Genomic DNA, 20,706 nt, shown 5'->3' with positions numbered 1-20,706 from the left:
CACCTCGCCCCGGGTGCCGGTCCGGCGCATCAATCCATCCGCTTGATATAGGTCCAGGTCGGAACATTCGCGCCGCGCGCCACCGAAAAGGACTCGGCATCGCCGATATATTCGAAGCCGCAATGCGTCAACACACGGGCCGATGCCGGGTTGTCCTGAAAGACCGTGGCAAAGATCGTGCGATTTCCCAGGGGGTTCGCGTTCACCAATGCGCGCACCGCATCCGACGCGAGCCCGGTGTTCCAGAAGGGCGGCGCGACCCAGTAGGAAATCTCCGACTGGTTGCGGTCCATCCGCTTGAGCGAAATCACCCCCATCACCTCCGGCCCGCCATCGGCGGTGCCGTCCATCGCCCACGCATCCTCGTCCCGCTCGGCAGCCGAAACGCGTTCGACAAACGCTTGCGCCGCGCCCGGCGGATAGGGGTGCGGCACGGTGGAGGTCATCGCGGCCATGCGTTGCTCGCTCATGTAATGCTCGATCAACCCCATATCCGACTTGCGCAGAGGTCGAAGCGCGAAACGGTCGGTCGTCACGACCGGCTGGCTCGCGTTCAGGATGTTGACGCTCATCTGCTCTCTCCTCATGGCAGATATGGGATATATGGAAGGGTCCGCGACAGAACAAGAACAGGGGGACCGGCGGCGTGCCGATCCCCCTGATTTTTCAAAACCCTTCGGGTCGGCTTACTCGGCGGCCTCCGCCTCTGGAAGAACCGATACGAAGGTGCGGCCCTTGAGGCCCTTGTGGAACGTCACGTTGCCATCGACGGTCGCAAAGATCGTGTGATCCTTGCCGAGGCCGACGCCTTCACCCGGCCAGAATTTCGTGCCGCGCTGGCGCACGATAATGTTACCGGGGATCGCGGCCTGCCCGCCATAGAGCTTGACGCCAAGACGGCGACCGGCAGAGTCGCGACCGTTGCGGGATGAACCGCCTGCTTTTTTATGTGCCATTGGTCAGATCTCCTTACTTCGATGCCAGGTCTTTGGCTTGTTCGATCCAGCCTTCACGTTCGATCCGGCCCTTGAACGACAGTTTCTCGCCGAATTCCTCGATATCGGCCTCGGTCCATGCGGCGATCTGCGCAAAGCTCGTGATACCGGCGTCGTTCAGCTTCTTCTCCAGCGCCGGGCCGACGCCCGACAGTTTCTTCAGGTCGTCCTTCGCGCCCGGCGCGACACCGGCTTTCGCGGCCGGCTTGGCCTTGGCGGCGTTGCCCGCCACGCGCGCCTTCATCTCGGATTGTTCGGTCCGGTTCGCGGTATAGCGATCCTCACCCAACCCGCGCGGCAGGATGCCTGCGCCCTGCGCCGCCTTTACGCCGGACTTATCGGCGCCGGAGGAAAGGATATCCGTAACGCGCACCAGCGTCAGCTGCTGACGATGGCCCTTGGTCCGCTTCGAGCTGTGCTTGCGGCGGCGCTTGACGAAATTGATGACCTTCTCGCCCTTGATCTGATCCAGAACCTCGGCCTGAACCGCCGCACCATCCACAAGAGGCGCGCCCACGACGGTGCTGTCGCCGCCAAGCATCAGGATTTCGTTGAACTGGACCGTTTCGCCTGCATCGGCTGCCAGTTTTTCGACGCGCAAAGTATCGCCCGATTGGACCTTGTATTGCTTGCCGCCGGTTTTCATCACCGCGAACATCTGTATCTTCCTTCGTCTTCCGCGTCCTGTGGCCCCCGGAGAACCGGGCGTTTCGGGATCGTCCCGCCGCGAACAGCGCGCCATGATGGCGTTGTTTCACAAAAACGAAAGGCAGGGCCGAAGCCCCGCTCTTTCCTGCGCGGCTTATGCTGCGCCAAGCCCGGCATGTCAATGCCCGTTCCGCCGGGCATGCCCGCTTTCTTCTCGTCGGAAATACTCCGGGGGGTGCGGGGGGCCGGCCCCCCGCCGGCGCAGCAGATGTGCGAACGCCGTCGCTAGAGCTCCTGAACCTGCATCTGCCGCCCGATGGCGAGCCCCAACGCGTATGAGATGTCTTCATACATCTCGTTGAACCCTGCGAACAGCGCACGATTGAGCGCCTTGCCGGGCTCAGTTTCCGACAGGGCGGTATAGTCCTCGATCGCGCCTTCTGGCAGCGGACGATAGGCCATCAGCAAAAACGCATAGACCCATTCGCGCGTATCCTCGCGCGTGTCCTCCTCGGAGGACCATACTTCGGTCAGGATATCGGCCTCCGACATGTCGATGCCGCCGCCATCCACGAGGCCGAGATAGAACTTGTAGTTGGCGTTGAGCGAGCCGACGAGATTCGCCTCCACCAGATCGTTCACGGTCACGAAATCGCGCAGCGTTTCGAGCAGATCGGAGTCCGTCCCCACCAAGTCCCGATAAGCGCCGCGCGCGGCCTCCTCTATCTCCTCGTCGCGCATTGCCTGTCGGGCGCTGAGCTCCAGATCGACGATCTGCTCACCCGTGTCCGACGTGAAGAACGCGATGAGCGGATCGGCATCCGCTTCCCCGAACTCCTCGGCAAATCCCCGTTTCACGGTCTCCAGCATCCGCGCGTCGTCATAGATCCGGTCGACGGTCTGCCGCCATCTGTCGGTCGCGCCGCCGGGAAGCATGTCGTCCCCCAGGGTCTTGCCATAATCGAGCCCCTCGGCCCGCATGATCTCGACGATCTGCGGAACACCGAGCGCGCCCAGCAGGTCATCGATCTGCTGCGCCGCCCCTGCCCCGGCGGAGGCGAGAACGAAGAGTCCGGCCGCGGCAGCCTTCGTCAGAGTGCGGATCATTTCGGGTCTCCCGGTGTTGCGCCCCCGTTACCTATGGCGCGCATCGGCGCTTGCCAAGCCGACACGCAAAAATCGGCGGTCCGCCGCAGCCGAGAAAAGAGGTTGCACAGCCCTCCCGGAGCCGCTAAACGCCGCCCCACCAGACCCCCGCGGAGAGGTGCCGGAGTGGTCGAACGGGGCGGTCTCGAAAACCGTTGACCCTTCACGGGGTCCCAGGGTTCGAATCCCTGTCTCTCCGCCATTCACACTCTCAGCCTTGTAATACTCCATCAGCAGCGCGCGCTGGGGCATCTATGCCCGCCGGGTGGTGCGCATGCCGTAAAGCCAGCCGGCGATCCATCCGCCGAGATGCGCTTCCCAGGCGAGACCTCCCGACAGGATAACGAAGAGAACGATATTGGCGAGCGCGAGCCCGAGGATCGCCATGACGACCGGCTGAACGGTCAATCCGGCTTGCTTGCGGGCGCGGTAATCCATCGCCTGCCAGAGGCCGATCAGGCCGAAGACGGCTCCGGAGGCGCCGATCATGGGGGCGGGGCTGGTCGACAACAGGCCGAAACAGGCCGCGCCGGTAACCGCTGCCGCGAAAAGGACCAGCAGGGTCCGGCGCGCGCCGATCTCCGCGGCGATGAATTTTCCGAGCGACAGGAGGACGACGCTGTTCATCGCGAGATGAAGCAGCCCGCCATGCAGGAACGCATAGGTGATGAACATCAGCACCGTCTGGCCGGGATAGATCGCCGGCGCCGCGTCCCAGAGCAGCGGCGCCCAGAACGCGCCCAGTGCGAAGGCCGGCCATCGCAGATCGCCGCTTCCGAACATACCGGCCGATGACAGGCTCAGCACCGCCTCTATTGCCGCCATCACGCCGACAAGCGCCCAGAGAAAGCCGGGCGCGCCCGGTTGCGGCTCGGGAGCCCGCGACGGCGGGGGGTCGGAACGAGGATGCGTCATGGACCGCAGATAGCCCCGCGACCCTCCAGCGCCAAGGGGCCAAAGCCGAATTGGCGCCGAGCGAAGCCGGCGCCATGCCGGGTCAGTCGCTCTCGGTTTCGTCCGAAATCCAGGTTCCGGCTGCGACAGCGCGCGGAAAGCCGAGCGGACCGATGGCCATGAGCGCGACCTGGTGCAGATCGGCGGCGGGAATCCCTTCGGACAGCGCGCGGCGGGTGTGCGAATGCACCGCGCCTTCGGAGGCCGCGCCGATGGAAAGCGCGAGCTTGACCAGACGGCGTTCGCGTTCGGTCAGATCGCCGGCCTTTGCGGTGGCTTCGCCCAGATCGGAATAGGCGGACCAGACGTCGGGATAGGCCTTGGCGAGATCGCCTGCCGCGCCGGGAAGATTTTTGCTCATGTCGTATTCCTTCTTGTGAAACTGCCGTAGCGATAACAAAGGCTTCTAGCTGCAGATGCGTCAGCCGCCAAGCGTCGACATGTGACGCGCGATGGCCGGGCTGTCCATGCGGGCCGCGTCGAAGCGGTGGCGCTCGGGTTTCGCCGCGATAGCGCGGCGGATCGCTTCGAGCGCGGCAGCCTCCGAGTGCCGCAACGGCGCACGCAGATCGACGGAGCCTTCGTCGCCCATGCAGGTGTAGAGCCGCCCCGTGCAGCTGAGCCTGACGCGGTTGCACAGCGCGCAGAAATTGCAGGACATCGGCTGGATGAACCCCAAGAGCCCACCGGTTTCCCGAACCTGCATGAAGCGGGCCGGCCCGCCGGTTGCGTGGCGATGCGGCGTCAGGGTCCAGCGTTCGGCAAGATCCCGTTGCAGATCGGACAGCGGCAGCGCCGTCCGGCTTCGGTCCTGCCCGGTCTCGCCGAGCGGCATTTCCTCGATCAGGGTCAGATCCATACCGCGCTCATGGGCGAAACGGATCAGCGTATCGAGTTCGCCCTCAAAGGCGCCGCGGCTGGCGACCGCGTTCAGCTTGACCTTCAGCCCGGCGTCCTGCGCGGCGGCGATCCCGCTCAGAACGCGGGAGATATCGCCCAGCCGGGTGATGGCGCGGTAGCGTTCGGGATCGAGCGTATCGAGCGAGACATTGACTCGGCGCACGCCGCAGGCCGCAAGGGTCTCTGCGTGACGGGCCAAGAGCGTTCCGTTCGTGGTCAGCGTCAGCTCGTCCAGCGCGCCGTTCGAAAGATGACGGGACAGATCGCGGAAGAGATCCATCACGTCGCGGCGCACCAGCGGCTCGCCGCCCGTCAGGCGCAGCTTGCGCACGCCGTGGCGGATGAAAAGATCGCTCAGCCGCGCGAGTTCTTCCAGCGTCAGCACGTCGCGCTTGGGCAGGAAGATCATCTTTTCGGCCATGCAATAGGTGCAGCGCAGATCGCAGCGGTCGGTGACCGATAGGCGCAGATAGCTGACGGTGCGTCCGAAACCGTCGGTCAGCGGGGCGGATGTGGCATCGAATGGCATATCGGGCTCACATGCAGAACGGGTGCCAGGCAAGCCCGTCACCAACCGCGATTTCGGACGCATCCGCCGGCACCATCGCCAGGCCATCGGCGGCGCTGAGCGGAAGGAGCGTGGCAGACACGCTGCGCCCCAGCCGTTCGAGAACGGGGCGGCCAGTCGCATCGTAGCGCGCAAGGCGCGCGGGAAACACCTCTGCACGACCGGGTGTGCGGGACCAGTCGAAACCCGCGATGGCCGGCACCCGCGCGAAGGAGCGCGGGGCGCGGCCCATGAGCCGGTCGATCTGCGCAGCGAGGAAGAGGTGAAAGCCGACATGCACGGCGAAGGGATTGCCCGGAAGGCCCGTAAACGCGGCGCGGCCAAGCTTGCCGAACATCACCGGCTTGCCCGGCTTCAGCGCGACGCGCCACCCCTGGACCGTGCCGCCCGCATCGATGAAGGCCGAGCGGACGTGATCCTTGCCTCCCATAGACACCGCGCCGGATGTCACGATCAGATCGAACCTGTCGCCAAGCCCCTCCAGCGCGGCGGCGGTCGCGGCGGCATCGTCGGGCAGGATCCCCAGATCGCTCACCTCCGCGCCGGCTCCGCGCAGAAGCGCGCAGAGCATCGGGCGGTTGGCATCGGGGATCTGTCCGTCGCGCCAGACGCCCGCCTGCACCTCGTCGCCGGTCGAAAAGACGGCCACGCGCGGGCGGCGCAGCACCTCGATGCCGGTGATCCCGTTCGCGGCCAGCAGGCCGATGTGATGCGGCGCGAGCTTTGTATGCGCGGCGGCGATCACCGCGCCTTTGGCCTGATCGCTGCCCCTGCGGCGGATATTGCTGCCGAGGGGCGGTTTTTCTTCGAAGTGAACCTTGTGACCCTTGTCGACGCAGGCCTCGATCATGGCGACCGTATCGGCGCCGCGCGGCAGCGGCGCGCCGGTGAAGATGCGCAGCGCGGCCCCTTCGGGCAGATCGCGCGGCCGATCGCCTGCGGCGACGGTTCCGGCGACCGGAAGGCAACAACGGCCTTCAAGATCGGCGCGCCGAACGGCGAACCCGTCCATCGCGGAATTGTCGAAGAAGGGCATCGCGGCGGGGGCAAGGATATCTTGCGCGGCGGTGCGCCCGGTGGCGGCGGCCAGCGGCACCTCTTCGGTCTGCGCAATCGGTGAAACCTGAGCGGTGGCGCAGGTGATCGCATCGCCCAGCGCGATCAGATCGCCGCCCTGCCCTGCGCGGTCGCATCCGCAACCCTCGATGGTTCGGTCCATATGCATCCGCCTGATCCTTCTTGTGGAAATCTTGGGAAAGCTCGCAGGCGGCCGAGGGAGGGCGGCCACCTGCTGTGCTGCGACGCGTTACATCGCGTCAGCGGCGTTCTTCATCAGGTAGTCAGTGACAAGAGCGGCTTCGTTCTCGTCCAGACCGGCCCGCGGGAACATCGACGGCGTGATGCCGCGCCATTGCTGCTGCGTGAAGTGGCTCACCTCACGCGGTGCGTGGCAGACGGTGCAGCGCTCGAAGAAGATCTTCTCGCCCGGCTCCATGTCGGCATAGAGGCTTGCCGTCAGTGCATCGAGCCGTTCGAGCCCCAGCTTGTCCTCGTCGATCTCGGCCAGTTCCTGGTCCTCGATGATCTCGGGCTTCTCGTAGGCCATGTTCGGGCCTTCGGGATCCTCGCATTTGCGCAGCGAACACAGGACGGTGTTGGCCGTTGTGGCTTCGGACAGGCCCGAGGACCGCTGCGTCGAGGTCAGGAAGTTGACCAGACCGGAGTTGCAGCGCCCCTTGCTGTCGAGCGATGGCCACGCGCCTTCGTAGATCGAGACCACGCCCGGCATGATGCCGTCGCTGACCACCGCACCGGCGATGACCGTGCCGCGATCGTTGTAAAGCTCGACCAGATCGCCATCCTCGATCCCGCGCGCGGCGGCATCTTCGGTGTTGATCCGCACCGGCTCGCGGCCCTGCACCTTGTAGAGTTTGCGCAGGTTCTCGGACTGGTCCATCTGGCTGTGCAGGCGGAACCACGGGTGCGGAGAGACCACGTGCAACTGGCCGTCCTTGGCATTGCCGAGGTATTCGTGCTTCTCCATCCATTTCGGCATCGGCGGCATGTCGTCGATCTCCATGACCGCGAAATCCTCGCAGAACATCTCGATCTTGCCCGATGTCGTGTGCAGCGGGTTGGCTTCGGGATCCTGATAGAACTCACCGTGGCGCGTCCAGTGGCGGGCCTCCTCCGGCACCTCCATCCGGGCATAGCCCTTTTCCCAGAACTCCTCGAACGGCGTATGCTTGGCCGCGGTGGAACGCTCATAGGCTTGCTGGATGTGATACATCTTGTCTTCACCCTCGGTGAACTGCATCCAGAGGCCGAGCTTGTCGGCGAGTCCTTCGAAGATCTCGTAATCCGGCAGGCTGTCGCCCACGGGTTCGATCACCTTCTTCATCGCGTAGACCTTGTCGTTCGAATAGGTCCCGCCCGATGTGATGTCGTCCTGCTCCAGCGTCGAGGCGGCGGGCAGCACGATATCGGCCCAGCGCACGGCGGCGGTCCACCACACGTCCACGCTGATGATCGTCTCCACCTTCTCCAATGCGCGGATCAGCCGGTTGGTGTCCTGCTGGTGCGACATGAAGTTGTTGCCCGAGTTGAAGATGACCTTCACATCCGGATAGGTGTGCGTGTTGCCGTTGTAGAAGACGTTCTTGCCGGGGTTTTCCAGCATCTCGGTGATGCGGCTGGCCGGGCAGACCGTCTTGACGAAGTTGCGCCCCTGGCTGAGGCCGGACGGGGTGGATTTGCCCGATGCGGGCATCCCGCCATTGCCGTAGTGCCACGAGAAACCGACACCGCAGCCCGGCTTGCCGATCTTGCCGGTCAGGGCGGCGAAGTTGATGATGGCCCAATGGGTCATCTCGCCGTGCTGGGCACGCTGCAGCGACCATGCGCCGGCGACTTCGGTGTTGGAGGTCGCCATCAGCTCGGCCAGCTCGCGGATCTTGTCGGCATCCATGCCGGTGATCTCGGCGGCCCATTCGGGCGTCTTGGGGGTGCCGTCCTCCTCGCCCTTCACATAGGCGATCCACTTGTCCGCACCGACGGTATACTTGTCCATGTAAGCGCGGTCTTCGAGGCCCTTTTCGAGCACGTGATGCGCCATCGCGAGGAAAAGCGCGACGTCGGTGTTCGGAACGATCTTGACCCATTCGGCATCGAGATATTCATCGGACGCGGTTTTCTGCGGGTTGATCGAGATGAACTTGACGCCGGCGTCGCGGATTTCTTCCCAATGGGCATACATGCCATGATCGGCGACGCGATATTCGATACGGTTGTTCTTGATCGGATCGCAGCCGACGAGGACGAACACCTCGGTGTTGTCACGGATGGTCTGCCAAGCCGATTGCGCCGAATAAACCTCCATATCGCCGATGATATGCGGCAGCGATACCTGCGAGGCGCCGGCGGACCAGTCGCCGGACGTGTTCGTGCAGCCGCCCATCAGGTTGAGAAGACGGCCTTGCAGCACGTTCGGACGGAAGGTGCCGGCATTCGACCAGCCGCCATAGGACGAGCTGAAGATCGCCTCGTTGCCGTAATTCGTTGCCGTGTCGAGCAGCGCCTTGGCCGCGAGGCTCCAGGCAGTGTCCCAATCGACCTTGACATAAGGCTCCTTGCCGCGAAGCTCGGGCTTGATGTCGCCGCTTTCCCAGCCGTCGAGATAGGATTTACGCACCATCGGATAGTTGATGCGGGACTTGTCATAGGTCCGGTCCATCACGCCGCGGGCCAGCATCTCGGTCGGGCGGGCGTCGATTTCCATGATGTGGTTGATGCCGATCAACTCGCCGTCGCGCACAACGGCCTCGAACGGGCCGAAATGGGTCGCATGGAAGGTGCGGCCGGTAAAGGAGTTGGGGTCGAGAGCGGCCATCGCGGTCGTGCCGAGAAGGTTGGACGCGCCGAACGCGGCAGCGCCCCCCTGAAGGAACGCGCGGCGGCTGGGTTTCATGAAAGACATGGCTTTCTCCTGTGGCTTGAAGTCTTGCCCGTAATCTAGGACTGGCATGCCCTTGCGGCCTTGACGCGGCTCAAGACGGGTTGTTCGATGATGTAAAGATTTGTAATAACGCCTCATGGCACAGCATATCCTCATCGTCGAAGACGACCGGACGTCCCGGATGCGGCTCGCCGCCTACCTGCGCACGCTGGGATACCGGGTGAGCGAGGCGGAAGATGCGGACGAAATGGAAGGGATCATCGCCATCGATCCGCCTGAGCTCCTGCTGGTGGATATCAATCTCGAAGGCAAGGACGGGCTGACGATCACCCGCGAACAACGCGCGACATCCCGCGTGGGGATCATCCTGCTGACCGCGCGCGACGATCAGGTCGACAAGATCGTCGGCCTTGAAATGGGGGCCGACGATTACGTCACCAAGCCCTTCGACAAGCGCGAACTGTCCGCGCGGATCAAGAACCTGCTGGCGCGGATCGCCGATATCGGACAGGCGCCGCAAGGCCCGCCTCCGGTTGAGAATTTCGGCGTCTGGTGTTTTGACCGCATCCGGCGCAGGCTCGTCTCGGCGGCGCGCACCGAAAGCCTGACTCCGCAGGAATTCGATGTTTTCAGCGCCTTGGCCGATCACCCCGGCCAGACATTGAGCCGCGCGCGCCTGTCGGAGATGATAGGGCGCCCGGCACACCGGGCCAATGACCGGATGATCGATGTGGTGGTCGGGCGGCTGCGCAAGAAGATCGAGCGCGATCCGAACGATCCCGAATGGATCTTGACCGATCACGGCCAAGGCTATCGCTTCGTCGATCCCGCCTCGGTCTGAAGCCTCGCCGCGCGCGCAGCATCGCGCAATGTCGTTTCGGCCCGCTCCGCCTCTGCCTTCGCAGCATCCACGAGGCTCGGGTCGATCGCGCCTTTCCCGGCCTCGATCCGGGCCAGCGCCTCGCAAAGGGCGTTCAGCCGAAAATTCGATGCCGCCCCCTTGAGCCTGTGCGCCGCCTTGCGCTGTGCATCGGGGTCAGCCGCTTCAAGGCGCGTCGTCGCATCCCGCAAATCGCCGAGGAACTCGGTCACGATCTGCGCGGTGATTTCCGGGCCAATATCCTCGATATCGGCTTGCAGGCTTTGCAGCACGTCTGTTTCGCCCATCTCCGGCTCCTCTTGGTTGCAGAGCTTCAACGCTTCGATCAGCGCATGGGGGGATATCGGCTTGCCCAGAACCCGCGCCACGCCGAGCCGCGCGCGTTCAAAAGGCGTGTCCTCGATCAGATGCGCGGTGAGCGCGACCAGCACCGGCCCACTCTCGGACGCCCCCAGTTCCGCCGCGACCTCGGCGCCGGTCATGTCCGGCAGGTCCATGTCGATCAGCACGAGATCGACCGGATGCTCCCGCGCCGCGGAAAGCCCGGCGGCGCCTGTGGCCGCGTCCGTCACCCGGCACCCCAGCCGTTCGAGATAGCCCCGCGCGACCATGCGGTTCACCGCGTGATCGTCGATCACCAAAACGTCGCGGCACACCGGTTCTGCCGAAAGGACCGCTCCGGCGTCTTCCATACGGGACGCGTCGCCCCGCTTCAACGGCACCGTCAGCGTGAACCGGCTGCCCACGCCCGGCTCGCTCTCGACATCCAGCGCGCCGCCCAGCGCTTCGGTCAGCTTGCGCGAAATGGCTAGGCCGAGTCCCAGCCCCTCGATCCCGGCGCGGCGGGCATCTTCGGTGCGGCTGTAGGCGTCAAACGCCCGCGCGACGGTTTCGGGCGTCATGCCGACCCCTGTATCGGCGATGGCGAAGCTCACGACGATCTCGTCATCGCCCGCGCCTGCCGCGTGATCGACCGTCAGAACCACGCTGCCATGCCTGGTGTATTTCACCGCGTTCGAGATGAGATTACCCACGATCTGCCGGATCTTGACCAGATCGCCGTAAAGGATGACCGGTTCGGGGTTGGCCAGATCGACGACGCTTTCGAGCCCCTTGTCGGACGCCAGAGATTGAAGTTGATGACCGAGTTGGCCAACCAGCTCGCGCAGCGCGAAATGGATGGGCTCGCCGCCACTGCGCACTTCGCCGCTGGCATAGCCCAGGATGTCATTCGTGATTTCCAGCAAATCCCGCGCCGAAGCGGTGGCCGTGCGCACGCGTGCGAGCCGGCCCGGATCGTCGGTTTCGCTTTCGAGCAGCGACAGCATCCCGATGATCCCGTTGAGCGGCGTGCGGATTTCGTGGCTCATACGCGCGAGGAACTCCGTCTTGCTCCGGTCGGCCTCTTCCGCGCGGTCGCGGGCAGCGTCGGCTTCCTTCATCTGCGCGACGACATCGCCGGTGCGGGCGATCACGGCGTCCTGAAGGCTGTCGCGCAGACGCTCCGCTTCCATCGTGCGCCGCCGCAGGATGTTGAGCGCCTTTTCCATCCGCCCGATCTCGTCCTGTCCGCTCAGCGGCATGGGCGCGCCGTAATCGCCACGCGCCACGGCGACGATGCGCTGCGACAGGGCCGCCAGCCGCGCGACCAGCTGCCGCCGCGCATAGAGCCACAGCACCGCACCGAGCCCGACAGCGACGATGACCAGCGCGAGCAGCGCGGCGCTCATGAGCGCCGCGCGGCGTTCGGCATCCGCGATCCGAGCCAGCGCAGCGGCTTGCGTCGCGTCGCGCGCGGCGCGGGCCTCCTCCGTCAACCGACCGATCACGTCGCGCAGGGCCGCGCTGTCCGACGCGATCGCATCGCGCAGAAGGATGCGCTCGCGTTGCAGATCGAGCAGACCGCCCCCCGCAAGCACCGTGCGCTGCGCGTCCAGCAGCCGGCGCACATCGCGCTGCGCGGCTTCGGTCGGCAGGTAGGCGATGCGGCGTTCGGCAACCTCCAGGCGGCTTGCCAGATCGGTCCGGGCACGCGACAGATCGCCGAGCGTCGTGATGCCCGGAACCTGTTGCAATTCCAGACGCATCGCATCAACGAGCCGCCCGAATTCCGTCAACCGCTCGAAGGCGAAGACATATTCGTCGGCCAGCGCATCGAGCGCGGCGCGGCGGCTGTCCTCCGCGCCCGAATAGAGCCGCGCAATACCGGCGGTGATTCGCACCCGCGCCAGATCGGTCGCTGCGGCGATCACCGCATCGAGCGCCTCGCCCCTGCGCCCGGCCGCGGCGGCAGCCGCGTCGATCCGCGCCGAAAGCTCGAGCCGCGCCTGTCCGGCCTGTGCCATGCGCTCCACGATGCCGCTCGCACCGGACGTGGTGATCGCCCCGCCTTCCGGCGTGAGTCCCGACAGACGTTGTGCCCCGGCTTCAAGCTCCCCCACCGCGCGGCTCAACGCCCCGGTGATCTGGCCGAGATCGTCGCCGGTATCGGCCTGTTCGACAAACGCGGCCGCCAGGGAGCCGACCACTTCGGCCGACGCGCCGATACGGCTGGTGGTCTGCACGGCGGGCAACGCCGTCTCGATCATGGCGCTCTGGCTGCGCATGAGATACCGGTTGACGCCGATTGCGGCCAGTCCCACGATGATGGCAAGCGCCGCCAAGGCCGAAAGGATCTGGATGAGCCGGGTATCAAATCGGGTGCGCTTCATGGGCGAACATTACGGGGGCCGCGCGGGCGGCACAATCGCCGCTCTTGCGTTGTGCTTCGCGGTGTTTCTGGCCGGACAAGCGCGGGCGGCGGGGCCGGTGCTTTGCGTGCTGGTGCCGCATTTCAAGGATGAATACTGGCTCAGCGTGGCCTACGGGCTGGAGCAGGAAGCCGCGCGCGAGGGGGCCGATCTGCTGTTCTTCGAAGCGGGCGGCTACCGTGCGCTGACGGCACAGATCGCCCAGCTGGAGGCCTGCGCCGAGCGAGATGTCGATGCCATCCTGATCGGCGCGGTGGCGTCGGACGATCCCGAGCTGGCCACCGCCATCGAGCGCGCGGCCCGAAGCGCGCCGGTGTTCGGTCTGGTGAACGCGCTCGACGCGCCGGCCTTGTCCGGGCGGGTCGGCGTCGATTGGCGCGACATGGGCCGCGCCATCGGCGATCATCTGGCGCGCCGTCATCCTGCCGGCAGCGATCCCAGAACGGCGATCTATATCTCCGGACCCGCCGAGGCGGGCTGGACCGGCCCGCTCGAGGCCGGGCTGCGTGCCGGACTGGCGGGAAGCGCCGTGAGCATCGCGGAGGTGTTCGGCGCCGATACCGGGCTTCGCCAGCAACTCGCACTCGTCGAAACCGCGCTCGACCGCTACCCGGAGACCGATTACCTGATCGGCAGTGCCCCGGCGATCGAGGCGGCGATGGGCTATTTCGCCAATACCGAACGGGCCGATCCCCCGGTTCTGGTATCGACCTATTTCGGCCATTCGATCCTGCGCGGGCTTCTGGGCGGCCGGGTGCGCGCCGCCGTGTTCGACGATCCGGTCGAGCAGGGCATCCTTGCCATACGCATGGCCCTGAACGGCACGACAACCGCGCAGAGGACCGGCCCCGAGATCACGGTTCTCACCCCGCGAAGCCCGGCCCTTGCGGATGTGCGTCTGTCACCGGCGGAATATTTTCCCAGCGTGCGCTAACTGCGCGGCGGCTCTTCGGAGGGCGGCCAGAAGAGCGATTGCAGCGTATAGACGAGGATCGCCATACCCACCGCGCCAAGCGCGGCAACGCCCAGAAGAACGACCACGTCGATCGGCCCGCCGATATCGCGCAGATGCGAATGGGTGGCCAGCATGACGATCAGCACGGCCACCAGCGCCCCGACGGGCATCGACAGCTGCGCGAGCAGGAATTTCCGCATCGACATCTCTCGGTCGCGGATCAGCACGTAAAGATATCCGGCGGTGATAGCGACGGCCGCGACGACCATCAGCCAGAAAAGCGCCGTGCCGAAGATCTCCTCGAAGACGGCGATCAGGGTTTCGAATGTCAGGTCTTGCATGTCGGTCCTCCCTCATGCCTTGCCGCGCAGCATCGCGTTATAGGTCGCCTTGAGCGCGATTTCCTTCATCAGCCAGGAAATCCAGAGCTCCTCCAGCGGTGCGATGATCCCCGGAAAGGACGGCACGAGATTGTTGTGATAGTCGAATTCGACGAGCATCGCCCGCCCGACGCGGGTAATGAGCGGACAGGACGTATAGCCATCATAAACCGCTGTGCCCTCCCGGCCCGCGATGGCCGCGACGAGGTGATCCTCGACCACCGGCACCTGCCATTTCACCGACGCCGCCGTCTTGCCCTTGGGCACGCCCGCCACATCGCCCAGCGCGAAAATCTCGGGGTGGCGCAGGTGGCGCAGGGTTTTCATGTCGGCCATGACCCAGCCCTGATCGGTCCATTTGTCGGGCCAGCTGAGCCCCGACTGGCGGATCACCTCGGGCGCGCGCTGCGGCGGGATGACGTGCAGGTAGTCGTATTCCATCTCGGTCGTGCCATCCGCCGTGGCGAACGTCGCGATCTTGCGCCCCGGATCGACGGCCTTGAGAACGTGGCTGTAATGCGCCGCGATCCCGCGATCCTGGAACAGCATGCGCACCTTCTCCGACACAATGGGCACGCCGAAGAGATTACCGTCATGGGCGGCGTAATGCATCTCGTGCTTGCCCGGCCCGGCAGTGCGGGTCGCGATATCCTCGATCAGGAACGTGTGCTTGAGCGGCGCTCCGGCGCATTTCATTTCCGTCGCCGGGCGCGTGAACACACCGACGCCGCCCTCTTCGGCGAATTTCGATGCGGCCTGCCAGGTTCGCGCGGCATAGTCCGGCCCCGCATAAAGCGCGCCGATCCCGTTCTGCCCTACCAGATCGAGCGAGAAGCCCTCTATCGCGTCGTGATCCAGCACCAGACCCGGCGCGAGCACGAGGAAATCATAATCGAGCCTCTGCCCGCCTTCGGTGCTGACCGTTCGGGCCTCGGGATCGATGGCCGCCGCCGCTTCGGCAATCAGCGTGACGCCCGAAGGAAGCCATTCCGCCGTGCCGGACACGACATAGGACGCAGGCTTCAGCCCGGCCGCCACGAGCGACAGACCGGGCTGGTAGAGGTGATCGGCGCTTGGATCGAGGATCGTGATGCTGGCGCCGTCGAGCCGCCGCACCAGACGATTGGCCAGCGCGGTTCCACCCGCGCCCGCGCCGATGATGACGATCCGCGCTCGGGTGTCGATGGGCTGCGCCGGCGCCGGACGCGGCGATGCGGCAAGCGCGGCACCACCGGCCATAAGGCCCAGAAACGCCCTCCGGGAAGTATTGTAGTTGTCGGTAGTCATGTTCCCCTCCCCTTCTTAGCGCCCCGGCCCACCGGGCCAGAGCGCCGATCATTGCCTAGAAGCTCATCACCGTTGTGCCGGGCGCGACGATCGCCGCCCCCATCGCGTCGGGCGCGGCTGCGGTCACGCCGTCCACCAGAACCGACGCATCCGCACCTTTGCCCGGCAGGTAGATCGCGCAGACCTGCACCTTGAGCGCGTTCTTCTCGATCATCATTTTCATGAGACCTTGCGGGCTGGCGTCCTTGGGCGGCTGGCCCGCCGTGGCCGATGCGGGCGCGTCCTTGAGAGCGATATCGCCGGCAGGGCCGCAGAGCAGAACCTCGGCTTCGGCCCCGGCGGCCATCGCGTTCATGGTCAGCACCATCGCCATGAGCTGCGTCTGCGGCTCCGGCGCGGTCAGGATCGTGACGAGCTTGTTCGCATCCTGTGCCTGCGCGCCGGTCGCAAGACCGAGCGCGAGGGCCGAAGCGGCGAGAAATTTCGTGATACGCATGGGGATACTCCTTTTATGCGTTGGGACAATCATTCGGGCACGCAGATGCGCCCCGCCCGCATCGCACCGATGGTGCGGATGACCAGAAGCACGACCACCGCCACGAGCAGCGCCAGCAGCCCCGCGCCGATCCAGCGATGCGGCTCCGATCCGCTCGCATGGGCGTAGCCGAAGCTCGCGATGGAGAGCGCCGCGAGCGGGAAGGATAGCGCCCACCAAGACAGCGCGAAGGGCAGCTTGCGCAGCTTGGGCGCTTGCAGTGCCACGAGGAGCGCGAAGACATAGGCGACGCTGAGCAGGAAATGCCCGAACGCGCCCGGATCGCCCGCCATGCGTGTCCAGGCGGTGAAGGCGACCGCGGGCGGGGCAACAAGGATCATCAGCGTAGGCACCATCTTTCCGGGCAGAGGATCGTGGAACATCAGCCGGTTCATGACCAGCGTCAGCAGCAGAAGCCAGAAGATCAGACCGGCCGAAAAGAACAGCCAGGAAATCTCCAAATAGCCGAGCGGCGCACCGGCGAGCGGGACGATCACGTTGCCCACCGCAGGGATGAACCATGCCGGTGTCATCGATGCGAAGGTGAACGGGCGGTGCCCGATCCAGGCCGACAGGACCGCGAGCGCGAGCGCGCCCTGCAGGGCGCTCGCCAAGACCCAGATCGCTTCGGCGAGCCCCGGCGCCGTATCGAGCAGCGCGGTCGCAAGCAGGAGAAGCGAGATCGAGACCGCGGGGAAGAACGCGATCCGCACGGGATGGTGCCATTCGGCGGCGATCTGCCCCGGATGGCGGACCGCTTTGGCGACATAGCCGGCGGACACCGCAAAGAGCATCAGAACCGACACGCCCAGCACAGCGAGCGATGCCCCATGCGCCAGCCCGAAACTCGTCTCCGCCGCGCGCAGGGCGAGCGTCAGGCCCATCATTCCCATGCCGATGGCAAAGAACGTGATCGGAAAATGCGCCAATTGCGAATGGGGCGCTGCGTCGGTGGCCTGTGCTGTCATCCTGTGCCTTTCCTCTTGCCGTCAGGCTGGAACATGGTTCGGTCGACAAGCGTTTCGGCTGTGAACCCAAAGCCTCTGCCGACGGATCGAATTCCAATTACGGAATATCTTGCGATACGGATCGGACGGGGCATTGACCTGGATTAATATCATATAGATTTTTTCGAATATCTTGATCCCAGAGCCGGAAAGGAGACATCATGCTGACTGTGCAGAAACTCAAACCGCAGGTGTTCGAGGTGACGCTGCAAGGCATCGTGACCAAGGACGATATCGACACGATGAAGCGCGAGCTGACGCCCGTTCTGGAAAGCGAAGGCCCGATCGGTCTGGTGATCCGTGCGGAGGATTGGGCCGATGCCACCGCGGATGCAATCGCCGAGGACATGAAGTTCGAATTCGGCCAGCTACCGCAATGGGCCAAGATCGCGAAACTCGCGATGGTCACGGATCTGCAGGCCTTCTCTGCGCTGCTGAAATGGATAGACCCTGTGCTGCCGATGATCGACATGCGCAGTTTTGCATCGACCGAGATCGAGGCAGCTCGTGCCTTCGCCTCCGACCTGCCGGGGACAAGCCCGGATGCAAGCGGTCGGGGCATCCGTCTTCTCGCCGATGGCAGCGACGGGGTCGTGGCCTTCGAAGTGGACGGGCGGATCACGAAAAGCGATGTGGACGCCGTCTTCGCCCCCCTGCAAGGCGTGCTGCAGAGCGATCGCAAGGTGAACCTGCTTGCCGTCTTCAGGAATTGGGACGGGTTCGACCCCGCATTATTCATGGATAGCGGCCTGATGAGCAACAAGTTCGGGATGATCGGCCACATGGAACGCTATGCCATTGTCGGCGCGCCGGGCTGGATGCGCTCGCTCGTGCAGACCATGGCGCCGATGATGCCCTTCGAGATGCGCTTTTTCGATGCCGAAAGCGAGGCGGAGGCCCATACCTGGGTCGGCTGGACCTGAGCCGGCGCGCGAAATTTCTGGACCCGACGGAGATCCCTGATAACCTTTGACGCAAGGTTAACCTGGGAGGGGTTCATGCGTGCAATCCGTAACACGAGCGCTTCGCTTCGGCGATTGGCGGCGGCCGTCGTCCTCATGAGTGCCTTCGGCGCCCAACAAGGCGCCGAGGCGCAGGTTCTTTCGGCACAGACCGGGCGCGCCGCCAAGGTCGATATCGTGGCCGCCGCGAACGACCTTTCGATGCAGGAAGCCTATCCCAGATCCCTCTTCCTCTATCTCAAGGCCAATCCGAATTATCTGAGCGATCCGCAATTTTATGTCAGCCTCGTGTCTTACCTCATCTCGACCAAGCTCGACAATTATTGCCGCGACGCGTTTTCCAACGAATTCGAGCGGCGCGATTTTTTCACGCGCTCCTTCGAGGTGATGCCGCAGCTGCAGCAGGTCATCGCCGGAAAGGCGATCACCCAGCGGTTCGAAGTCAGCTACAAGGTCGATACCGGACAATATGATTTCACCACCGGGCAATTGCCGTTCACGTCGATCCAGAGCGTCGGGGAACAGCTCGGCTCGACCATCACGGCGCAGCAGGGTCAGCAATGCGCGCGCCAGATGCTTCAGGGCACCGAGGTCGATACCAGCACGTTTCCGTGGAATTTCACCGTCGAGAACGAGGAAGGCCAGCGCGCCGGACCGGCCTTTCCCTTCACCCGGACGCTGCAACTGAGCAGCAATGACGCGCGCACGCTGTTCGAAACCTTCGGTCGGCAGCTTTACTCCATCGTCGGCTACCGGATGCAGGCGGCCAATGACGGCACCCATCGCACGCAGGTGATCCCGACCGACGCGCAGCTGTTCGGCCTGTCGGACAACGCGGTCGTGCGGGTCAAGACCTTCGCGCATCCGACGCTGAGCCAGCCGAGTTATCTCGACATTTCCAGCGAATTGGCGCTCCAGTCCGAGCCGCTCAGCCTCGATGCGACGGTGCGGTTCGAACAGGACGGGTTTCGCGCGGTGGCAAACGGCACGGCGCAGGGGCGCAGCACTGGCGTGACAGTGGGCGCGACCTATCCGGTTTCGGGCTCGGCTGCCGTGGGGGCGACGAGCTTCATCATGCGAATTGCGGCGCCGCAACTGATGACCAATGTGAGCGGGCTACGCAACAACCCCGGCGCACAGAGGTTCCTGACGCTCTTCGGCGGGATCGATTTCAACAACGTCACGGCGTCCGTGGCACCGGTCGAAGGTCGCGCCGTGGTTCTGGAAATCGATCCAAGCGGCGAGATGCGCGAGACCGGCGCGTTCCAGTTCAGGGGGCGCTTCACAGCGATCGAAGATGCTCCCGAGGCGTCGGCTGCTGCGTCGCCGGAACCGAACGAAGAGCAGCAAGGCGACGATGCCGGGTCACAGGACGCGGAACCTCCCGAAGGCGCGGCATCGGAATAAAAAGCGCCCGCCTGAATGGCGGGCGTCTTCCGATGACCTTCGCAACCTGCGGGCTTTGGTTCCAGCCGCCTATTGGGACTGACCGGCGACCTCGTTCGGCTGCGCAATGGTCGTGCCCTGCGCCGATCCGGTGAAGATATCGAGGCTGCTCTGCGAGGCTTGCTGCGCCGGAGCGACTGCCTGCGGCGCGACCGCTCCGCCCGAGGCGAAGAGTGCGGTGCCGCCCTGACCGTTTTGCGGCGCAGCCGGTTGCGGTGCGAGCTGCTGCTGAGGCGCGGCCGGTGCAAAGAGGTTTTGCTGCGGATTTGCGACGGGCGCGGCAGCGCCGGGCACTTGTGGCTGCGGCTGCGGCTGCGGCGCACCGAAGAGCGATGTCGCGACCGGCTGTGCCGCGCCGGGCCGTTGCATTTGAGGCTGCGGTTGCGCCACACCGAACATCTGCTGCTGCCCCGGTGCGACCTGCCCCGGCGCAGAGACATACTGTCCGCCCTGCCCCGGCATCGCCTGACCCGGCACGCCATAGCCCTGCGGCACATTCTGCGCGGGTGTGCCGAACGGGTTCGCCTGCGGCTGGCCCGGCGCTGCAAAACCCGGTTGCTGCATATGCGGTTGACCGAAGGCTTGCTGCGGCTGCTGGCCGAAGGGCTGCGCCCCGGCCATCTGGTTGCCGGCTTCCTGCTGGAGATAGCGCGGCGTCTGCAATCCGGCGGCGGTGCGCGCGCGCACAAGCCCCTGAACCGGCGTCACCTGAACCGGGTTCAACCCCTGCTGCGCAAGAAAGGCATTGAGCGCGCCGCGCGTGCCCGGCCCCTTGGCGCCGTCGATCCGTCCGCGATAATAGCCGAGCATCTGCAAGCCCTGCTGCAACATGCGCACTTCATCGCCCGAAAGCGGACGCTGCGCGAAGACCGGCGTGGCGCCGGGCGTCTGGCTCAAAAGCGCAACGTATTGCGCGCGCGTGAGCTGTCCGGTCTGCGCCTCTCCGCGCGAAGCCTGGAACTGGCGGATCACGCGCCGGCTGTTCTGGCCGAGAACGCCGTCGACCGTGCCGATGCCATACCCCAAATCCCGAAAGGCGCTCTGGATCTGGATGCGCTCGGAGCGCGAATACTGGCTGTTCAGGCTCGGCGCCGTGTAGGTCCTCTTTTTGGATTTCGAGGATTTCTGGTAGACCTTCCGCTGCGGCTTGGCCCGCTGGCTGTCGGAAATACCCTTCTGAATGATGGCACCGACGATACCGCCGATCAGCGCGTCCTTGGCGTCCGCCGAAGCGGAGCCCGGCACGGAGGCCACCATGGAAGCCGCGACGAGCGCCGCGATGGAATGACGTTTCATGCTCAAATCCCCCTGTGGCAATGACCGTAGGATACACGAAAC

The 20,706-nt window shown here is 65.1% G+C and carries 19 protein-coding genes and 1 tRNA gene; 5 read left to right on the top strand and 15 right to left on the bottom strand.

Going from position 1 to position 20,706, the window contains the following annotated elements; translation table 11 throughout:
- Positions 1 to 29: 29 nt before the first annotated feature.
- The 4 genes from M3465_RS09750 to M3465_RS09735 all read right to left on the bottom strand — a co-directional run bounded on the left by M3465_RS09750 (position 30) and on the right by M3465_RS09735 (position 2,750).
- Entirely contained in the window at positions 30 to 572 is a 543-nt protein-coding gene (locus tag M3465_RS09750; protein ID WP_249501529.1) for a GNAT family N-acetyltransferase, read from the bottom strand.
- Positions 573 to 686: 114 nt separating this feature from the next.
- The gene (rpmA, locus tag M3465_RS09745; RefSeq protein ID WP_249501528.1) at positions 687 to 956 is read right to left on the bottom strand and encodes a 50S ribosomal protein L27; all 270 of its coding nucleotides are present in this window, start codon (positions 954 to 956) and stop codon (positions 687 to 689) included.
- A gap of 13 nt (positions 957 to 969) precedes the next feature.
- Complete coding sequence (locus M3465_RS09740) at positions 970 to 1,653, bottom strand: 50S ribosomal protein L21 (RefSeq protein ID WP_249501527.1); 684 nt, start codon at positions 1,651 to 1,653, stop codon at positions 970 to 972.
- Between the two features lie 275 nt (positions 1,654 to 1,928).
- Positions 1,929 to 2,750, bottom strand: a complete 822-nt coding sequence (locus tag M3465_RS09735) for a DUF2059 domain-containing protein (RefSeq protein WP_249501526.1) — start codon at positions 2,748 to 2,750, stop codon at positions 1,929 to 1,931.
- 151 nt (positions 2,751 to 2,901) lie between these two features.
- On the opposite strand from M3465_RS09735, the gene M3465_RS09730 reads away from it, so the two are divergent.
- Positions 2,902 to 2,991 (top strand) — tRNA-Ser (locus M3465_RS09730).
- Between the two features lie 50 nt (positions 2,992 to 3,041).
- Here M3465_RS09730 and M3465_RS09725 read toward each other — a convergent pair.
- From M3465_RS09725 to M3465_RS09705, 5 genes are all read right to left on the bottom strand, one after another.
- Positions 3,042 to 3,704 carry a rhomboid family intramembrane serine protease gene (locus M3465_RS09725; protein ID WP_249501525.1) on the bottom strand — a complete coding sequence of 221 codons (663 nt, stop codon included), beginning with the start codon at positions 3,702 to 3,704 and terminating at the stop codon, positions 3,042 to 3,044.
- Between the two features lie 82 nt (positions 3,705 to 3,786).
- On the bottom strand, positions 3,787 to 4,104 hold the full coding sequence (locus M3465_RS09720; RefSeq protein WP_249501524.1) for a carboxymuconolactone decarboxylase family protein: 318 nt from the start codon (positions 4,102 to 4,104) through the stop codon (positions 3,787 to 3,789).
- Between the two features lie 60 nt (positions 4,105 to 4,164).
- The gene (gene moaA, locus M3465_RS09715) at positions 4,165 to 5,172 is read right to left on the bottom strand and encodes a GTP 3',8-cyclase MoaA (protein ID WP_249501523.1); all 1,008 of its coding nucleotides are present in this window, start codon (positions 5,170 to 5,172) and stop codon (positions 4,165 to 4,167) included.
- 7 nt (positions 5,173 to 5,179) lie between these two features.
- The gene (locus M3465_RS09710; protein WP_249501522.1) at positions 5,180 to 6,436 is read right to left on the bottom strand and encodes a molybdopterin molybdotransferase MoeA; all 1,257 of its coding nucleotides are present in this window, start codon (positions 6,434 to 6,436) and stop codon (positions 5,180 to 5,182) included.
- Positions 6,437 to 6,517: 81 nt separating this feature from the next.
- On the bottom strand, positions 6,518 to 9,187 hold the full coding sequence (locus M3465_RS09705) for a molybdopterin-dependent oxidoreductase (RefSeq protein WP_249501521.1): 2,670 nt from the start codon (positions 9,185 to 9,187) through the stop codon (positions 6,518 to 6,520).
- 115 nt (positions 9,188 to 9,302) lie between these two features.
- On the opposite strand from M3465_RS09705, the gene M3465_RS09700 reads away from it, so the two are divergent.
- Complete coding sequence (locus M3465_RS09700) at positions 9,303 to 10,007, top strand: response regulator (RefSeq protein WP_249501520.1); 705 nt, start codon at positions 9,303 to 9,305, stop codon at positions 10,005 to 10,007.
- On the opposite strand, the gene M3465_RS09695 is transcribed toward M3465_RS09700, so the two are convergent.
- The gene (locus M3465_RS09695; RefSeq protein ID WP_249501519.1) at positions 9,977 to 12,757 is read right to left on the bottom strand and encodes an ATP-binding protein; all 2,781 of its coding nucleotides are present in this window, start codon (positions 12,755 to 12,757) and stop codon (positions 9,977 to 9,979) included. The genes M3465_RS09700 and M3465_RS09695 overlap by 31 nt on opposite strands.
- Here M3465_RS09695 and torT point away from each other — a divergent pair.
- The gene (gene torT / locus M3465_RS09690; protein ID WP_249501518.1) at positions 12,726 to 13,730 is read left to right on the top strand and encodes a TMAO reductase system periplasmic protein TorT; all 1,005 of its coding nucleotides are present in this window, start codon (positions 12,726 to 12,728) and stop codon (positions 13,728 to 13,730) included. The genes M3465_RS09695 and torT overlap by 32 nt on opposite strands.
- On the opposite strand, the gene M3465_RS09685 is transcribed toward torT, so the two are convergent.
- From M3465_RS09685 to M3465_RS09670, 4 genes are read right to left on the bottom strand one after another with little or no spacing between them, the layout of a single operon-like run.
- A complete protein-coding gene (locus M3465_RS09685; protein ID WP_249501517.1) occupies positions 13,727 to 14,092 on the bottom strand; it encodes a DUF5368 domain-containing protein in 366 nt (121 codons plus the stop codon). The genes torT and M3465_RS09685 overlap by 4 nt on opposite strands.
- 12 nt (positions 14,093 to 14,104) lie before the next feature.
- Positions 14,105 to 15,418 carry an NAD(P)/FAD-dependent oxidoreductase gene (locus tag M3465_RS09680; RefSeq protein ID WP_249501516.1) on the bottom strand — a complete coding sequence of 438 codons (1,314 nt, stop codon included), beginning with the start codon at positions 15,416 to 15,418 and terminating at the stop codon, positions 14,105 to 14,107.
- 55 nt (positions 15,419 to 15,473) lie between these two features.
- Entirely contained in the window at positions 15,474 to 15,914 is a 441-nt protein-coding gene (locus M3465_RS09675; protein ID WP_249501515.1) for a DsrE family protein, read from the bottom strand.
- A 29-nt stretch (positions 15,915 to 15,943) separates the two neighbouring features.
- Positions 15,944 to 16,921, bottom strand: a complete 978-nt coding sequence (locus tag M3465_RS09670; protein WP_249501514.1) for an SLAC1 anion channel family protein — start codon at positions 16,919 to 16,921, stop codon at positions 15,944 to 15,946.
- A 200-nt stretch (positions 16,922 to 17,121) separates the two neighbouring features.
- Between M3465_RS09670 and M3465_RS09665 the strand changes: the two genes are divergently transcribed.
- Together M3465_RS09665 and M3465_RS09660 are read left to right on the top strand one after the other, a co-directional pair.
- Positions 17,122 to 17,883 (top strand): SpoIIAA family protein, encoded by a 762-nt coding sequence (locus M3465_RS09665; protein WP_249501513.1) that lies wholly within the window; start codon positions 17,122 to 17,124, stop codon positions 17,881 to 17,883.
- Positions 17,884 to 17,958: 75 nt separating this feature from the next.
- On the top strand, positions 17,959 to 19,329 hold the full coding sequence (locus tag M3465_RS09660) for a hypothetical protein (protein ID WP_249501512.1): 1,371 nt from the start codon (positions 17,959 to 17,961) through the stop codon (positions 19,327 to 19,329).
- A gap of 69 nt (positions 19,330 to 19,398) precedes the next feature.
- On the opposite strand, the gene M3465_RS09655 is transcribed toward M3465_RS09660, so the two are convergent.
- Positions 19,399 to 20,664 (bottom strand): peptidoglycan-binding domain-containing protein, encoded by a 1,266-nt coding sequence (locus M3465_RS09655; RefSeq protein WP_249501511.1) that lies wholly within the window; start codon positions 20,662 to 20,664, stop codon positions 19,399 to 19,401.
- Positions 20,665 to 20,706: the final 42 nt, after the last annotated feature.

The sequence above is a fragment of the Marivita sp. GX14005 genome, assembly GCF_023370775.1.
GTDB lineage: Bacteria > Pseudomonadota > Alphaproteobacteria > Rhodobacterales > Rhodobacteraceae > Marivita.
This window is presented reverse-complemented; position numbering and strand designations above follow the sequence as displayed.

Coding starts and splice junctions, on each gene's coding strand:
- M3465_RS09705 (WP_249501521.1), bottom strand. CDS start 9,187: ATGTCTTTCATGAAACCCAGCCGCCGCGCGTTCCTTCAGGGGGGCGCT.
- torT (WP_249501518.1), top strand. CDS start 12,726: ATGAGCCGGGTATCAAATCGGGTGCGCTTCATGGGCGAACATTACGGG.
- M3465_RS09750 (WP_249501529.1), bottom strand. CDS start 572: ATGAGCGTCAACATCCTGAACGCGAGCCAGCCGGTCGTGACGACCGAC.
- M3465_RS09720 (WP_249501524.1), bottom strand. CDS start 4,104: ATGAGCAAAAATCTTCCCGGCGCGGCAGGCGATCTCGCCAAGGCCTAT.
- M3465_RS09670 (WP_249501514.1), bottom strand. CDS start 16,921: ATGACAGCACAGGCCACCGACGCAGCGCCCCATTCGCAATTGGCGCAT.
- M3465_RS09660 (WP_249501512.1), top strand. CDS start 17,959: ATGCGTGCAATCCGTAACACGAGCGCTTCGCTTCGGCGATTGGCGGCG.
- M3465_RS09675 (WP_249501515.1), bottom strand. CDS start 15,914: ATGCGTATCACGAAATTTCTCGCCGCTTCGGCCCTCGCGCTCGGTCTT.
- moaA (WP_249501523.1), bottom strand. CDS start 5,172: ATGCCATTCGATGCCACATCCGCCCCGCTGACCGACGGTTTCGGACGC.
- M3465_RS09725 (WP_249501525.1), bottom strand. CDS start 3,704: ATGACGCATCCTCGTTCCGACCCCCCGCCGTCGCGGGCTCCCGAGCCG.
- M3465_RS09680 (WP_249501516.1), bottom strand. CDS start 15,418: ATGACTACCGACAACTACAATACTTCCCGGAGGGCGTTTCTGGGCCTT.
- M3465_RS09665 (WP_249501513.1), top strand. CDS start 17,122: ATGCTGACTGTGCAGAAACTCAAACCGCAGGTGTTCGAGGTGACGCTG.
- M3465_RS09655 (WP_249501511.1), bottom strand. CDS start 20,664: ATGAAACGTCATTCCATCGCGGCGCTCGTCGCGGCTTCCATGGTGGCC.
- M3465_RS09735 (WP_249501526.1), bottom strand. CDS start 2,750: ATGATCCGCACTCTGACGAAGGCTGCCGCGGCCGGACTCTTCGTTCTC.
- M3465_RS09700 (WP_249501520.1), top strand. CDS start 9,303: ATGGCACAGCATATCCTCATCGTCGAAGACGACCGGACGTCCCGGATG.
- M3465_RS09710 (WP_249501522.1), bottom strand. CDS start 6,436: ATGCATATGGACCGAACCATCGAGGGTTGCGGATGCGACCGCGCAGGG.
- M3465_RS09685 (WP_249501517.1), bottom strand. CDS start 14,092: ATGCAAGACCTGACATTCGAAACCCTGATCGCCGTCTTCGAGGAGATC.
- M3465_RS09740 (WP_249501527.1), bottom strand. CDS start 1,653: ATGTTCGCGGTGATGAAAACCGGCGGCAAGCAATACAAGGTCCAATCG.
- rpmA (WP_249501528.1), bottom strand. CDS start 956: ATGGCACATAAAAAAGCAGGCGGTTCATCCCGCAACGGTCGCGACTCT.
- M3465_RS09695 (WP_249501519.1), bottom strand. CDS start 12,757: ATGAAGCGCACCCGATTTGATACCCGGCTCATCCAGATCCTTTCGGCC.